Raw genomic sequence first — 13,481 nt, forward strand, 5'->3', positions numbered from 1 at the left:
TTAAAAAAATAGAACCCCAACCAAAAAACCAACCAAAATTATACTTAATCCACTCTAGTTCATTAAATTATTATTCGAATTAGCAATTATCAATAAAAGATGTATCTTTGCACCCTTAATTAATCGAGGTCGAGTACCTCAAAATTTAATCATAAGATTATGTCAGTAAAAATTAGATTACAAAGACACGGTAAAAAAGGAAAACCTTTTTACTGGGTTGTAGCGGCAGATGCGCGCTCAAAAAGAGATGGTAAATACCTAGAGAAAATTGGTACTTACAATCCAAACACAAACCCAGCAACTATCGACTTAAACCTTGATAGCGCAGTAAAATGGTTGCACAATGGTGCTCAACCAACTGATACTGCAAAAGCAATTCTTTCTTACAAAGGAGCTTTATTGAAACATCACCTTGATGGTGGTATCCGTAAAGGAGCTTTAACTCAAGAACAAGCTGATGCAAAACTAGCGGATTGGTTAGATGCAAAATCTGGAAAAGTTGATGCTAAAAAAGAAGGTTTAACTAAAGCACAAGCTGATGTTAAAGTTAAAGCTTTCAAAGCAGAACAAGATGTTAACGCTAAACGTTTAGCTGCAGCTGCTCAAGCAGAAGCGGATGCTATCGCTGCTGCAACTCCAGCTGTTGAAGAAGAAGTTGCTGAAGTCGAAGCTGAAGAAGCTCCTGCTGAAGAAGAAAATAACAAAACAACTGAAGCATAATTTTAGAAGGCGAACATGCGTAAAGAAGATTGTTTCTATTTAGGTAAAATCGCTAAAAAATTTAGTTTCAAAGGAGAAGTTCTTGCCTATTTAGACACGGACGAACCTGAGTTATACGAAAACTTGGAATCAGTGTTTGTTGAATGCAGCAAACACTTGGTTCCATTTTTTATTGAAAGCAGTTCATTGCATAAAAACGATTTTCTCCGAATTCGTTTTGAAGACATGAACACCGAAGAAGATGCCGATGCCATTATAGGAAACGCTATATATCTTCCTTTAAATATGTTGCCAAAACTAACCGGTAACAAATTCTATTTCCATGAAGTAATTGGTTTTGAAGTTGAAGACAAACGCCTTGGTGTTGTCGGGAAAATTCAATCCGTGAATGATACTACTTCCCAACCTCTTTTTGAAGTTTTAAACGGCGAAGTAGAAATTCTTATTCCAATGATTGACCATTTCCTTGTAAAAATTGACCGGGAAAACAAGAAAGTAATCATGGATCTACCAGAAGGACTTATTGAAATGTACCTATAGAAAAAGTGTTCAGTATTCAGTCGCAGTGTTCAGTTGCTAAAAAATCTGACTCGAGCGAAAGCGAACAGGCAAAGCAAATTAGCATTCGTTAATCTTCAATCTGAAATCAAAATTTTCTATGTCCAAATTTCAATTCAAACAATTCTCCCTTGAACAAGATCGTTGCGCCATGAAAATTGGAACCGACGGGGTTTTACTTGGTGCATGGACTCCAATTAAAAACAATCCTTTTAGTATTTTAGATATTGGAGCGGGAACAGGCGTAATCGCTTTGATGCTGGCACAAAGAAGCAATGCGGAACAAATTGACGCTTTAGAAATTGACGAAGAAGCCTACGAGCAATCCGTAGATAATTTTGAAAACTCCCCTTGGAGTGATCGCTTATTTTGTTTTCATGCCGGTTTAGATGAATTTGTAGAAGAACCTGAAGACGAGTACGATTTGATTGTTTCCAATCCTCCATTTTACACTGATGATTACAAATCTGATAACGAACAACGCGATTTAGCCCGTTTTGCTGACGCAATGCCTTTTGAAGATTTAATCGAGGCCGCAGATTTATTGCTTTCAGAGAACGGAATATTCGCAGTAATCATTCCTTTTAAAGAAGAAGAAAATTTCTTGGCTTTAGCCAAAGAATATGAACTTTACCCTTTAAAAATCACTCACGTGAAAGGAACTCCAACTACTGAAATTAAGCGAAGTTTATTGGCTTTTAGCCGAAACGAAAGTGTGAATTTTCCAATTGATGAATTAATTATTGAAACTTCAAGGCATCAATATACTCCCGAATACATTGAATTGACAAAAGATTTTTATTTAAAGATGTAATTCCGCAATTTATTCAAATACATATATTGCTTTATTTAAACTAAATTTCGCTTAGCATTTAGCAAATTTATTGTAATTTAGTTTTAATAGATTTTTTTTCAGCAAAATCATTCTTTGAAAAACTTCTTATTTGATTGAAAATTCATTGTTTTCAATCAAAATAAAAAATATAACATTTGTTAATGCTTTTGTTATATTTCTTTATGTAGATTTGCATCACTTAAAATTACCAAACCATGAAACCAGACTTATTTCAATCTCCAGATTATTATAACTTAGACGATTTACTAACAGAAGAACACAAACTAGTACGTGATTCTGCCCGTGCATGGGTAAAACGTGAGGTATCTCCTATTATAGAAGAATATGCTCAAAAAGCGGAATTTCCAAAACAAATTATAAAAGGCTTGGGTGAAATTGGCGGTTTTGGTCCTTATATACCAACAGAATATGGCGGCGCAGGTTTAGACCAAATATCTTATGGCTTAATTATGCAGGAAATAGAACGTGGTGATTCTGGTGTTCGCTCTACTTCTTCTGTACAATCCTCTTTGGTGATGTATCCAATTTGGAAATACGGAAACGAAGAGCAACGCGTAAAATATTTACCAAAGTTAGCCACCGGAGAATACATGGGATGTTTTGGATTAACGGAACCTAACTACGGTTCAGATCCAGGAAGCATGATTACAAATTTCAAAGATATGGGCGACCATTATTTATTGAATGGTGCCAAAATGTGGATTTCAAATGCTCCGTTTGCTGATATCGCCATTGTTTGGGCAAAAAATGAAGAAGGCAGAATTCACGGTTTAATTGTTGAACGCGGAATGGAAGGTTTTACAACTCCGGAAACCCATAATAAATGGTCGCTTCGTGCTTCTTCAACAGGAGAATTGATTTTTGATAATGTCAAAGTTCCAAAAGAAAACTTATTACCAAATAAATCTGGATTAGGAGCGCCGCTTGGCTGTCTTGATTCAGCACGTTACGGAATTGCCTGGGGCGCTATCGGTGCTGCCATGGACTGTTACGATACGGCTTTGCGTTACGCGAAAGAAAGAATTCAGTTTGACAAACCTATCGCCGGAACACAATTGCAACAAAAGAAATTGGCTGAAATGATTACTGAAATCACCAAAGCACAATTATTAACTTGGAGACTAGGCGTTTTAAGAAATGAAGGAAAAGCTACTACGGCTCAAATCTCAATGGCCAAAAGAAATAATGTAGATATGGCAATTCATATTGCTCGCGAAGCCAGACAAATGTTGGGTGGAATGGGAATTACCGGAGAATATTCTATCATGCGACACATGATGAATTTAGAATCTGTTATTACTTATGAAGGTACACATGACATCCATTTGCTAATTACCGGCATGGATATAACCGGAATTCCTGCTTTTAAATAGTTGTAAACGATTATCAAAGTATTTATAAAATTGATCGTAAAAGCTTCTTGGAAACAGGAAGCTTTTTTATATTTACATAAAAAATAATACCTATGAATATTGAAACAATCAACAATAGAATTCAGCCCCAAAAAGAACTATTGTTACAACATTCTTTATACAAAAAAGTAAAAACCGTTGAGGATTTACATTCTTTTCTTGAAAATCATGTTTACGCAGTTTGGGATTTTATGTCATTATTGAAAGCATTACAATCTAAACTGACTTGTACGACAACTCCATGGTTTGCCACACAAAATCCTGAGACCAGATATTTGATTAATGAAATTGTACTTGCGGAAGAATCTGATTTAACAAAAGACGGGAAGCGTTCAAGTCATTACGAAATGTACATTGAAGCAATGGAAGCGTGCAACGCTAACACCGATGGAATCAAGCAATTCCTTCTTGAAGTGGATTCGCTTAAAAATATATTTGTTGCGATTAAAACCAGCCATTTACACCCAAATATTAAAGCTTTTTTAGACTTTACTTTCAGAGTTATTGAAGAAGGGAAAACACATGAAATAGCGGCCGCTTTTACTTTTGGAAGAGAAGATTTAATTCCAAGTATGTTCACTGAAATCTTGAAAAATTTTCAAGCAAATTTCCCGGATACTGATTTGAGTAAACTCATTTATTATTTTGAAAGACACATAGAACTGGACGCTGACGAACACGGTCCAATGGCAATGAAAATGATAACAGAACTTTGTGGAACGGATGCACAAAAATGGTCCGACGTAGAAGAAATTTCAAAATTAGCCTTAGAAAAACGCATCGGACTTTGGGATGCCATTGAGGAAACAATTATGATGAAAGTGGAATTAGCATAAAATTTATTCTTCCTTTTAAAAATAACTTATTGTTTGAAATTAATTGTCGTATTTGAAAATAATGACAAACAACTATTTAAGAAAAGTACCGATGAAAAAATAGCTATTTTAGCTATTTTTTTTATCTTTATTTTTTAAATTAAATAAATGTCTTCCCAAGAACGATTAACCAGAGCTTATAAAGAAGCACAAAGAATTCCTTTTGACAATCAATCAAAATTCATCCTTTTTAGCGACTGCCACAGAAGCGATAATAGTTTTGCCGATGATTTTGCAAGTAATCGAAATGTGTATTTTCATGCAATGACCCAATATTATAATGATGGCTTTACGTATTGCGAATTAGGAGATGGAGATGAATTATGGGAAAATATCTTCTTTAAAACTATTTTTGAAGCACACAAAAACGTCTATCTTCTGCTTAAAAAATTTCACGATTCAGACAGATACCTAAAAATTTGGGGGAATCATGAAATGACTTTTCGAGATAAAAATCATGTAGAAAAAACGCTTACGACATATACAAACACACAAAATGACCAGCTTGAACCTTTATTCACCGGCATCAAATGCCATGAAGCCCTCGTTTTAATTCATCGGGAAACCAAACAGGAATTATTTTTGACTCATGGTCATCAAGCTGATTTTATGAATTACGTAGGCTGGAAAATCAATAGATTTATGGTGCGTATTTTATGGAAACCACTCCAAATTTGGGGAATATCCGATCCTACGAGTCCTGCGAAAAATTATGTGGAACGGATAAAAATCGAACTCCGAATAAAAAAATGGATTGAGAACAACAATCGCAAAATTACAATTGTTGGCCATACGCATCGCCCAAGTTTTTCTTATCCAAATGAAAAATCAACACCTTACTTCAATGACGGAAGCTGCGTACATCCCAGAAGCATTACCGGAATTGAAATAGTAAATGGAACCATAACACTTATAAAATGGTTTATCGACACTAAGGAAAATGGTATTCTGCAAGTTGTTAGAGAAGTACTTGAAGGCCCAACAAATCTAAAAGATTATAAATAAAAAAAGCGTTTGCCAAGGCAAACGCTTTCTCATTAATTTTCCGGAGCCAACTCCAGTTCTAATCCTTCGAGGCTTTCCGTGATTGGGATTTGACAGCCCAAACGACTGTTGGATTTTACGTAAAATGCTTCTGAAAGCATCGCTTCTTCATCATCGCCCATTTCTGGTAAAGGCACATCATTGAGCACATAACACTGACACGAAGCACACATGGCCATTCCACCACAAGTCCCTTCTACGGGAAGCTCATAGGCTTTACATAATTCCATGATATTCATGGCCATATCTGTTGGAGCTTGTAATTCATGCACTACTCCTTCTCTATCTTTAATTTTTATTAGTACATCCATAAATCAGCTATGAGTTATAAGTTATGAGTTTTGTGTTTGCGTGAGGGATAAAAGCTAGCTACCAAAGTAGCGCGGATAGCCCGACCGTTTTAAGAAAAAAGGCAAATACTCGTTGTATTGAGTAGCCTTTTTTCTTAAAAGGGGCACGCCCAAAAGATTTATAGAATATTTACAACAGTTTCTATTTGAGGAGCAAACTTTTTGATGGTGGTTTCCACGCCGGCTCTCAGTGTCATTTGGTTTACGCTGCAACTGGTGCATGCTCCTTCAAGACGTACTTTTACGTGTTTACCTTCTTCGATGGAAATTAAAGTGATGTCACCGCCGTCAGAATTCAAAAAGGGTCTGATTTCTTCAAGTGCTTTTTGAACTTCTACAAATAATTCTTCTGTTGTCATAATTTAGACTTATTAGATTTTCTGACCTTTTTAGGTTTTTAGATCTCTTAGTTTGTCTAAGTAGTCTAAAAATCTAAGTAGTCTATTTTTTTACTGCGGAGCAACCGGCCATAGTTGTAATTTTAACAGCCTCTGTTGCAGGTAAATTTTCGTTTCTGCTTACTACTTCCCGCACCACGTTTCGGGTGATTTCCTCGAAAACTGTTTCGATAATAGAACCTGTTTGCATCGCTGCCGGACGACCGTAATCTCCTGCTTCACGGATGGATTGTACGATTGGCACTTCACCAAGGAACGGAACACTTAAATCCTCTGCAAGATTTCTGGCTCCTTCTTTTCCAAAGATGTAGTATTTATTTTCAGGTAATTGCTTCGCCTGTTCGCTTTCGCTCGAGTCTTCTGGTGTGAAATACGCCATGTTTTCAATAATTCCTAAAACAGGAACATTTATAGCTTCTGACATAAACATAGAAACTCCTTTTTTAGCATCGGCCAAAGCTACAGCTTGTGGTGTGCTTACGATTACAACACCTGTGATAGGTAATGATTGCACGATAGAAAGGTGAATATCTCCTGTTCCCGGAGGCAAATCGACTAACATGAAATCCAATACTCCCCAGTCTGCATCAAAAATCATTTGGTTCAATGCTTTGGAAGCCATAGGTCCTCTCCAAATTACCGCTTGACTCGGTGCAGTAAAAAATCCTATCGAAAGAATTTTGACTTCGTAGCTTTCCACCGGTTTCATTTTTGATTTCCCATCCACCATTACAGAGATTGGTTTTTCATTTTCTACGTCAAACATGATTGGCATCGATGGTCCGTAAATATCAGCATCCAAAATTCCTACTGAAAACCCCATTTTTGCTAGTGACACCGCTAGATTTGCGGTTACTGTAGATTTTCCTACTCCACCTTTACCAGAGGCAACACCAATAATGTTTTTTATTCCTGGTATCGATTTCCCTTTGATTTCTGGTTTGTCCGGAACTTCAACTTTACTATTGATTTTGATTTTAGCATCTGGAGATACTAATTCAAGAATTGTTTTTTTGATATCGTCTTCAGCACGTTTTTTAATGTGCATCGCCGGTGTGTGCAATACTAAATCTACCACAACCTCATCTCCAAAAGTAATCACATTTGCTATTGCGCCACTTTCAACCATATTTTTTCCTTCTCCTGCTATAGTAATTGTTTCTAAAGCTTTAAGAATGTCTTTTCTGTCTAATTTCATTTTTAGTTTACTGTTTTCTATTGGCATTTTAGCGCCAGAATATTATCTTTATTTAAACTGATTTCAGATTACAAAGATACTATGAAAAGTTCTTATTGTAAAGGATTTGTATCGGATTTATTGATGCTAAAATTGATGTTGGTTATTATCTAAATTAAGGATTACTCACCGAAAAATAGTATTAGCAAGACTAAAAATGCAATCAATTAGTCCGATCGAACTTCCGGTTGCCAGAAATGCTTCTCGAAATCCACAACTTGGTTGTCAACCACAACAATTCCCTCGTTTTCCAATAATTGTTGCATCAGATTGGTTCCGTCAAAATGCAATTTCCCGGTGAGTAATCCTTTTCGGTTCACTACGCGATGTGCCGGAACATCTTCAAGACTATGCGAAGCATTTAGTGCCCAGCCTACCATTCGAGCTGAACGAGCGGTTCCCAAGGACTTTGCTATAGCGCCATACGAAGTGACTTTCCCATAAGGAATTTGTCTGGCAACTTTATACACTCTTTCGAAAAAATTTTCATTTGACATGGTTTTACATCTAATAAAAAAAGAAATTCTGATACGTTTTGGTTAAAAAATCTACTTCAAATAATACCGAATAATATTGATTAAAGTGATTAAAGAGATTAATCCTGTAATGCTTCCTATGATGGTATTCATGTTTCGCATAAAATAATCTGTCTTGTCTTGTATTTTCTGAAAGAAGGTGATATAACAATAAAACACTAAAAAAGAGCCTAATACGACTCCTGCGACAAAAATAAAAACATGAGACATTTCAAAATAAAACAAATTGTAAGACGCTAACGTAACACTTACAAAAACATAATAGGGAATGGGAAAAAAGTTAAGTGCTGAGAGCAGCATTCCAAGAAAAAAACGAGTGGAAGTACTCTTTTTTTTAATTTTTTCTTTTTTCTTTTTTGGTTTTTTAGCAATCAACAAGAAATAGATTGTCAATGATGCAAATATTCCGAAACCCACTTCACGCAGCAAAACAATTACATCCGGGCGCTCTTTAATAAATTGTGCAAACAATATTGCGAGCGCTGCCTGAAAGAAAATTACAATTATTGCACCCAGAACAAACCAGTAAGCACTTCTTTTTCCTTCCTTGAGATTCACTTTAGCTGCTGTCATATTGATTAATCCCGGAGGCGTAATCCCTACGAAGGCAGTTACAAAACCCAAAAGTAAAGAAGTGAATAAATTCATAGGTAAAATGCAAAAATCGAAAAAGTAAAACTATTCTTTAATTTTAAATCGAATATACGTAATTGCTTTGTTAACTTCCAAATATTGTTTTTCATAAAAAGTTTGAAAGGCGGTCACTTCCTCCGGACTTCCTTCGTTTACGTAAACATTATGATTTGCGTACAAAACTTCATGTCCTTCGCCGTGCAACAATCCAAGGGTATATCCGTGCATGAACTCGCTATCGGTTTTCAAGTTTACGACACCGTCTTTTTTGAGGATTTTTTTATACAATTGCAAAAACTCCGAATTTGTCATTCTGTGTTTCGTGCGTTTGTATTTGATTTGTGGATCCGGAAACGTAATCCAGATTTCATCTACTTCGTTTTCAGCAAAAATATGGTTGATTAATTCGATTTGGGTTCTAATAAAAGCGACATTATGCAATCCGGTATCAACGGCAGTTTTGGCACCACGCCAGAAACGGGCTCCCTTGATATCGATTCCAACAAAATTTTTATTTGGATACCTTTCAGCAAGACCAACAGAATATTCCCCTTTTCCACAGCCTAATTCCAGCACTAGTGGATTTTCATTTTTAAAGAATTCCGAATTCCATTTACCTTTAAGCGGAAATAAATCTGCTACTACCTCTTCTCTTGTTGGTTGAAAAACGTTTGTAAATGTCTCGTTTTCCTTGAACCTCTTTAATTTATTTTTGCTTCCCACTTTTTAAAAATATTTCGGCAAAATTAAGGAAATATAATAGACCGAATGGTGAACAAGTGAAAAAATGAAAAAACGTTTTAAAAATCGCTATTGTCTAAACCGTTTTTTATGCAATCTCTCGCAAAAATGTTTCCAAAAGAAATGACAATTGTACTATTTCGATTCTTAACTTCATTGTTAATTCACTTTTTACCAAGAAAAATTTCTTTATCTTTATACAAATAATCATGCTATGAAAAACGTTGTTTTATCTATTGCACTACTATTATTCAGCTTTTCACTTGCTTATTCATACCGTATCAATGCCAAAACGGTTACCAATACCTATTGTACTCAAACATTCCCTAAATACAAACCAGAAAGATATTTCGTTAAGATTGACAGTTTGGTTATTTCCAGATTTTTTAAAACGTATCCGAATTTAAAAAAATACAAATCCGATATTCAGATCTTATATACAAAGAGAGATTACAATTCCATTTGGCTTGATGACAAAGGAGTTATTGAGTTTGCTAATTTATTATATTCCAAAGTAAATCAACTTGAAGAGGAAGGGTTGCTATCCCGATTTGCCTATAAAGAAAGAACTGACCTGATTTTCAATAAAAACGCACCAAACAATCTCACCACCACCGAAACGGAACTTTTACTATCAGCAATGTATATTTTCTATGCAAAAAAAGTTTATAAAGGCATCGACATCGAAAAAATCAAAGAAATGGGATGGTTTTTACCAACAAAAAATCTCTCCTACGCGACCCTTCTAAATTCTTTGTTAGCGGATCCAGAATTATTGGATAAAAATGAGAAACAGCTCTTTAGTCAGTATTACAAACTGCGTACTGTTTTAAAAAAATACCGCCAAATAGAACAGAATGGAGATTGGAATTTAATAGTTAGAGATTCTTCAATACTGGAATACAAACCTGGTGATAACTCACAAACCATTGGTCAAATCAGACAACGACTCGCTGTAACCGGAGATTTAGAACAAGATTCCAAAAGTAATTTATACGATGAGGAGTTAATGTCCGGCATACTGAATTTCAAGAGAAGAAATGGGTATAAACCAGATCACATCATTACATCAAGCCTCATTCAAAGGATGAATATTCCCATTGAAAATTACATCAAAGCCATAATGGTCAATATGGAACGTTGCAGATGGATTACGCCAGAGTTGACAAAAGCTGAAGAATACATCATTATAAACATTCCCTCTTTTAAACTGATTTACAAAAGAAATGGCACAACGGAATTGGAATCGAATGTGTTTGTGGGTGGAACCATGAATGAAACCGTCATTTTTAGCAGTAACATCAGCCATCTGATATTTAGTCCGTACTGGAACATCCCGACAAGTATCGTTCAAAGCGAAATAAAAACGGCTATGGACCGCGACAAAAACTATTTGGCAGATAATGACATGGAATATAATAAGGGCAGAGTAAGGCAGAAACCCGGTCCGAAAAATCTTTTAGGGAAAGTCAAATTTATGTTTCCAAGTGCCTCCGATATTTACTTACACGATTCGCCCGCCAAAAGTTTATTTGATTCTGAATACCGAGCGTATAGTCACGGATGTATCAATGTAAATAAAGCACAGGAATTGGCTTATTTAATTTTAAAAAATGATGGGGACTGGCCAGCGGATCGCATTAAGAAAGCCATGGACGGCGGCAAAGAAACCACATGTATCCTAAAAAAGAAAATTCCGGTTCACATTGGATATTTCACTACTTGGGTCAATGATGCCGATGAAGTTAGTTTTTTTAATGATATCTATCAACGTGACGACCGTTTAGCTGAACTTCTTTTTTCTGATGACACCAAATAAAATGACTGTACTCACGGTTTCATTGTGAACTTAACTTATTTATTCCGCGGAATAAAACACGAAAAAAATAGAAGCATCTCGTAAGAAAGAAATGAATTCAGTGATTTTAGATAATCTGTTAAACTATTTTTAGCATCAATACACTAATTATCAGTTAAATAAGATTATGCGAGATTTTTTATGTTACATTTGATATTCTAAAAAATCCAACTTATGAAATTAAAACCGTACACATTTAAAACCCAATTAGTGTTGGCATCGTCCATTTTATTGTTGGCTGCTTTTTCTACTTTTGAAAAGTCAGACAAAACAATTTCCGGAATTAACAAAGAAAACATGGACACATCCGTTCAGCCAGGTGATAATTTTGATGCCTATGTCAACGGCGCTTGGATGAAAAAAACTAAAATACCAGATGACAAAGCCTCTTACGGTGTTGGGTATATGGTACATGAAAAAGCACAAGAAGACGTTAAAGCCATTATTGAAGCTTCCTCCAAGGGTGATTTTGCAACAGGTTCTGATGAACAAAAAATTGGGGACTTTTACGAAGCCTTCATGGATATTAAAATAAGGGATCAAAAAGGAATTGCACCGTTACTTCCTGAATACAAAAAAATTGACGCTATCAACAACTACAATGATTTGGCTACTTATTTTGGGTATGCCAATAAATCCGGAGTCAACATTCCTTTTTCCGTTTCGGTAATGGAGGATTTAAAAGATCCGACCCAGTACATGCTTATTTCCTGGCAGGGTGGTTTAGGATTACCCGATAGAGAATATTACTCTCTTGCAGATGCCAAATCTAAAGAAATCCAAAAAAAATATGTAATCCATATCGAGAAAACGTTACAGCTTGGAGGGATTGCCAATGCTACCGATTTAGCCAAAAAAATCATGGTGTTAGAAACAACTTTGGCTGCCCAACACATGAAAAAAGAACAAACCCGCGACATAGTAAAACTATACAACAAATATGCTATTTCTGATTTGCACCAACTTATGCCTGATTTTAATTGGGACAACATGCTAAAAAACGCCGGAATCCGTAATCAACAAAACATTGTCGTTGCACAAATTGATTATCTCAAATCGCTCAATAACATCATCAAAACAACACCTTTAACCACTTGGAAAGGATATCTGAAATGGAATGCTATTCATGGAGCAGCAAGATCATTGAACACCGCTTTAGACAATGAAAATTTTGACTTCTATGGCAAAACCTTGAACGGAATTCGAACACAACAACCGCTATGGAGAAGAGGTGTTGACAGGGTCAATAATAACCTTGGTGAAATAGTGGGAAAGGTCTATGTAAAAAAACATTTCTCTCCTGAAGCCAAAGAACAAGTAACCCTGTTAGTTAAAAATTTACTTAAAGCCTACGGAGAAAGCATAAAAAACTTGGATTGGATGAGTCCGGTAACAAAAAAACAAGCCTTGGACAAACTCTCTAAATTCACTCCAAAAATTGGTTATCCTGACAAGTGGAGAGATTATTCTACTTTAAAAGTTGTTAAAGGCGATTTATACGGAAACCAGCAAAAAGCCACTGATTTTGAATACAACAGGCAAATCAATAAATTAGGAAAGCCTGTTGACAGAACTGAATGGGGAATGACTCCACAAACCGTAAACGCATATTACAATCCGCCACTTAATGAGATCGTATTTCCTGCCGCTATATTACAACCACCTTACTTTAATTTAAAAGTTGAAAACGCAGCAAATTATGGTGGAATTGGTGCAATAATCGGACATGAAATAGGCCATGGTTTTGACGACCAAGGAAGCAGTTTTGATGGTGACGGAGTGCTGCGCAATTGGTGGACACCTGAAGATTTAACCGCTTTCAAGCAAAAAACAGGTGCATTAGTCGCACAGTACAATACCTTCAAAGTATTTCCTGACCTCAATGTAAATGGGGAATTTACCCAAGGGGAAAACATAGGCGATTTAGGCGGATTATCCATTGCCATAAAAGCATATAAAATGAGTTTGGAAGGAAAAGAATCGCCCGTTTTAGATGGCTTTACGGGTGATCAACGAGTATTGTTAAGTTGGGGACAATGTTGGTTGAATAAAAGTCGGGAGGAAGCTTTGCGAAATCAAATTGCTACCGATCCGCATTCACCCGCAAAATTTAGAGTCAATGGTGTAGTGCGTAATATTCCTGAGTTCTATACCGCTTTCAAAATAAAACCAACAGACTCATTGTACCTAGCACCCGAGAAAAGAGTCAAAATCTGGTAATTATCAGATTTATAGATTACTGAAAACCTCTGCTTTTTTTGCA

14 protein-coding genes are annotated in these 13,481 nt (G+C 35.8%); 8 read left to right on the forward strand and 6 right to left on the reverse strand.

Annotation, left to right across the window (positions count from 1 at the left end; genetic code table 11):
• Positions 1–159: 159 nt before the first annotated feature.
• The 6 genes from BMZ76_RS02380 (at position 160) to BMZ76_RS02405 (ending at position 5,426) form a co-directional block, all read left to right on the forward strand.
• Positions 160–720: a 30S ribosomal protein S16 gene (locus BMZ76_RS02380; protein ID WP_091203130.1), complete on the forward strand. Its 561-nt coding sequence runs from the start codon at positions 160–162 to the stop codon at positions 718–720.
• Positions 721–735: 15 nt separating this feature from the next.
• On the forward strand, positions 736–1,260 hold the full coding sequence (rimM, locus tag BMZ76_RS02385; protein ID WP_091203131.1) for a ribosome maturation factor RimM: 525 nt from the start codon (positions 736–738) through the stop codon (positions 1,258–1,260).
• Between the two features lie 118 nt (positions 1,261–1,378).
• On the forward strand, positions 1,379–2,092 hold the full coding sequence (locus BMZ76_RS02390; RefSeq protein ID WP_091203132.1) for a tRNA1(Val) (adenine(37)-N6)-methyltransferase: 714 nt from the start codon (positions 1,379–1,381) through the stop codon (positions 2,090–2,092).
• Positions 2,093–2,328: 236 nt separating this feature from the next.
• The gene (locus tag BMZ76_RS02395; protein ID WP_091203133.1) at positions 2,329–3,507 is read left to right on the forward strand and encodes an acyl-CoA dehydrogenase family protein; all 1,179 of its coding nucleotides are present in this window, start codon (positions 2,329–2,331) and stop codon (positions 3,505–3,507) included.
• 92 nt (positions 3,508–3,599) lie between these two features.
• Positions 3,600–4,382 (forward strand): DUF3050 domain-containing protein, encoded by a 783-nt coding sequence (locus BMZ76_RS02400; RefSeq protein WP_091203134.1) that lies wholly within the window; start codon positions 3,600–3,602, stop codon positions 4,380–4,382.
• Positions 4,383–4,529: 147 nt separating this feature from the next.
• Positions 4,530–5,426 carry a serine/threonine protein phosphatase gene (locus tag BMZ76_RS02405; protein ID WP_091203135.1) on the forward strand — a complete coding sequence of 299 codons (897 nt, stop codon included), beginning with the start codon at positions 4,530–4,532 and terminating at the stop codon, positions 5,424–5,426.
• Between the two features lie 32 nt (positions 5,427–5,458).
• Here the strand turns inward: BMZ76_RS02405 and BMZ76_RS02410 are convergent, their stop codons facing one another.
• The 6 genes from BMZ76_RS02410 to trmB all read right to left on the reverse strand — a co-directional run bounded on the left by BMZ76_RS02410 (position 5,459) and on the right by trmB (position 9,342).
• Complete coding sequence (locus BMZ76_RS02410) at positions 5,459–5,776, reverse strand: 2Fe-2S iron-sulfur cluster-binding family protein (RefSeq protein WP_073205174.1); 318 nt, start codon at positions 5,774–5,776, stop codon at positions 5,459–5,461.
• 158 nt (positions 5,777–5,934) lie between these two features.
• Entirely contained in the window at positions 5,935–6,174 is a 240-nt protein-coding gene (locus tag BMZ76_RS02415; protein WP_091203136.1) for a NifU family protein, read from the reverse strand.
• An 82-nt stretch (positions 6,175–6,256) separates the two neighbouring features.
• The gene (locus tag BMZ76_RS02420) at positions 6,257–7,411 is read right to left on the reverse strand and encodes an Mrp/NBP35 family ATP-binding protein (RefSeq protein ID WP_091203499.1); all 1,155 of its coding nucleotides are present in this window, start codon (positions 7,409–7,411) and stop codon (positions 6,257–6,259) included.
• Between the two features lie 206 nt (positions 7,412–7,617).
• Positions 7,618–7,947, reverse strand: coding sequence for an MGMT family protein (locus tag BMZ76_RS02425; protein WP_091203137.1), 330 nt, complete (start codon positions 7,945–7,947; stop codon positions 7,618–7,620).
• A gap of 51 nt (positions 7,948–7,998) precedes the next feature.
• Positions 7,999–8,634: a LysE family transporter gene (locus BMZ76_RS02430; protein WP_091203138.1), complete on the reverse strand. Its 636-nt coding sequence runs from the start codon at positions 8,632–8,634 to the stop codon at positions 7,999–8,001.
• 30 nt (positions 8,635–8,664) lie between these two features.
• Positions 8,665–9,342: a tRNA (guanosine(46)-N7)-methyltransferase TrmB gene (gene trmB / locus BMZ76_RS02435; protein ID WP_091203139.1), complete on the reverse strand. Its 678-nt coding sequence runs from the start codon at positions 9,340–9,342 to the stop codon at positions 8,665–8,667.
• Positions 9,343–9,574: 232 nt separating this feature from the next.
• Between trmB and BMZ76_RS02440 the strand changes: the two genes are divergently transcribed.
• A complete protein-coding gene (locus tag BMZ76_RS02440; RefSeq protein WP_091203140.1) occupies positions 9,575–11,179 on the forward strand; it encodes a L,D-transpeptidase family protein in 1,605 nt (534 codons plus the stop codon).
• A 213-nt stretch (positions 11,180–11,392) separates the two neighbouring features.
• Positions 11,393–13,438, forward strand: a complete 2,046-nt coding sequence (locus BMZ76_RS02445; RefSeq protein WP_167547403.1) for a M13 family metallopeptidase — start codon at positions 11,393–11,395, stop codon at positions 13,436–13,438.
• Positions 13,439–13,481 lie beyond the last annotated feature (43 nt).

Source organism: Flavobacterium xueshanense, from assembly GCF_900112975.1.
Lineage (GTDB): Bacteria > Bacteroidota > Bacteroidia > Flavobacteriales > Flavobacteriaceae > Flavobacterium > Flavobacterium xueshanense.

What these genes read in the sequence shown, in the direction of transcription:
- rimM (WP_091203131.1), top strand. Translation starts at nt 736, where the DNA reads ATGCGTAAAGAAGATTGTTTCTATTTAGGTAAAATCGCTAAAAAATTT.
- BMZ76_RS02410 (WP_073205174.1), bottom strand. Translation starts at nt 5,776, where the DNA reads ATGGATGTACTAATAAAAATTAAAGATAGAGAAGGAGTAGTGCATGAA.
- BMZ76_RS02400 (WP_091203134.1), top strand. Translation starts at nt 3,600, where the DNA reads ATGAATATTGAAACAATCAACAATAGAATTCAGCCCCAAAAAGAACTA.
- BMZ76_RS02405 (WP_091203135.1), top strand. Translation starts at nt 4,530, where the DNA reads ATGTCTTCCCAAGAACGATTAACCAGAGCTTATAAAGAAGCACAAAGA.
- BMZ76_RS02390 (WP_091203132.1), top strand. Translation starts at nt 1,379, where the DNA reads ATGTCCAAATTTCAATTCAAACAATTCTCCCTTGAACAAGATCGTTGC.
- BMZ76_RS02395 (WP_091203133.1), top strand. Translation starts at nt 2,329, where the DNA reads ATGAAACCAGACTTATTTCAATCTCCAGATTATTATAACTTAGACGAT.
- BMZ76_RS02420 (WP_091203499.1), bottom strand. Translation starts at nt 7,411, where the DNA reads ATGAAATTAGACAGAAAAGACATTCTTAAAGCTTTAGAAACAATTACT.
- BMZ76_RS02425 (WP_091203137.1), bottom strand. Translation starts at nt 7,947, where the DNA reads ATGTCAAATGAAAATTTTTTCGAAAGAGTGTATAAAGTTGCCAGACAA.
- BMZ76_RS02415 (WP_091203136.1), bottom strand. Translation starts at nt 6,174, where the DNA reads ATGACAACAGAAGAATTATTTGTAGAAGTTCAAAAAGCACTTGAAGAA.
- BMZ76_RS02380 (WP_091203130.1), top strand. Translation starts at nt 160, where the DNA reads ATGTCAGTAAAAATTAGATTACAAAGACACGGTAAAAAAGGAAAACCT.
- BMZ76_RS02440 (WP_091203140.1), top strand. Translation starts at nt 9,575, where the DNA reads ATGAAAAACGTTGTTTTATCTATTGCACTACTATTATTCAGCTTTTCA.
- BMZ76_RS02430 (WP_091203138.1), bottom strand. Translation starts at nt 8,634, where the DNA reads ATGAATTTATTCACTTCTTTACTTTTGGGTTTTGTAACTGCCTTCGTA.
- BMZ76_RS02445 (WP_167547403.1), top strand. Translation starts at nt 11,393, where the DNA reads ATGAAATTAAAACCGTACACATTTAAAACCCAATTAGTGTTGGCATCG.